Below are 278 nucleotides of genomic sequence, written 5' to 3'. Positions count from 1 at the left end.
CCATTTTCTAGATCGATTTTTTTCTCATCCGTTAGCTTCGTCCCTTTCAGTTCGAAGGTTGGATACTTAACCGTAAGGGCATCATTCTCACCACCGCCCGCCATCGCAGGTAAACCGAGCTGGGCACGAGTCATATTCTTCTTCATTTCGAAATCGTCCTTATCAAAGTCGGCCTTAAATTTCACCTTTTCAAACTCGACCGTCACAAGTGGATTGCGGTCAGGATCCATTACTTTCACGCTAACCGGAGATAAATCTTTTTTCTTCAGCTTTATTTC

1 pseudogene is annotated in these 278 nt (G+C 43.9%); it reads right to left on the bottom strand.

The window, feature by feature from the left end:
• A pseudogene (locus RYX56_RS22050) lies at nt 1-278 on the bottom strand (outer membrane lipoprotein carrier protein LolA); the annotation flags it as partial.

Origin of the sequence: Alkalihalophilus lindianensis (assembly GCF_032843265.1) — a bacterium.
In the GTDB taxonomy this organism is placed as follows: Bacteria; Bacillota; Bacilli; order Bacillales; family Bacillaceae_D; genus Alkalihalophilus; species Alkalihalophilus lindianensis.
This window is presented reverse-complemented; position numbering and strand designations above follow the sequence as displayed.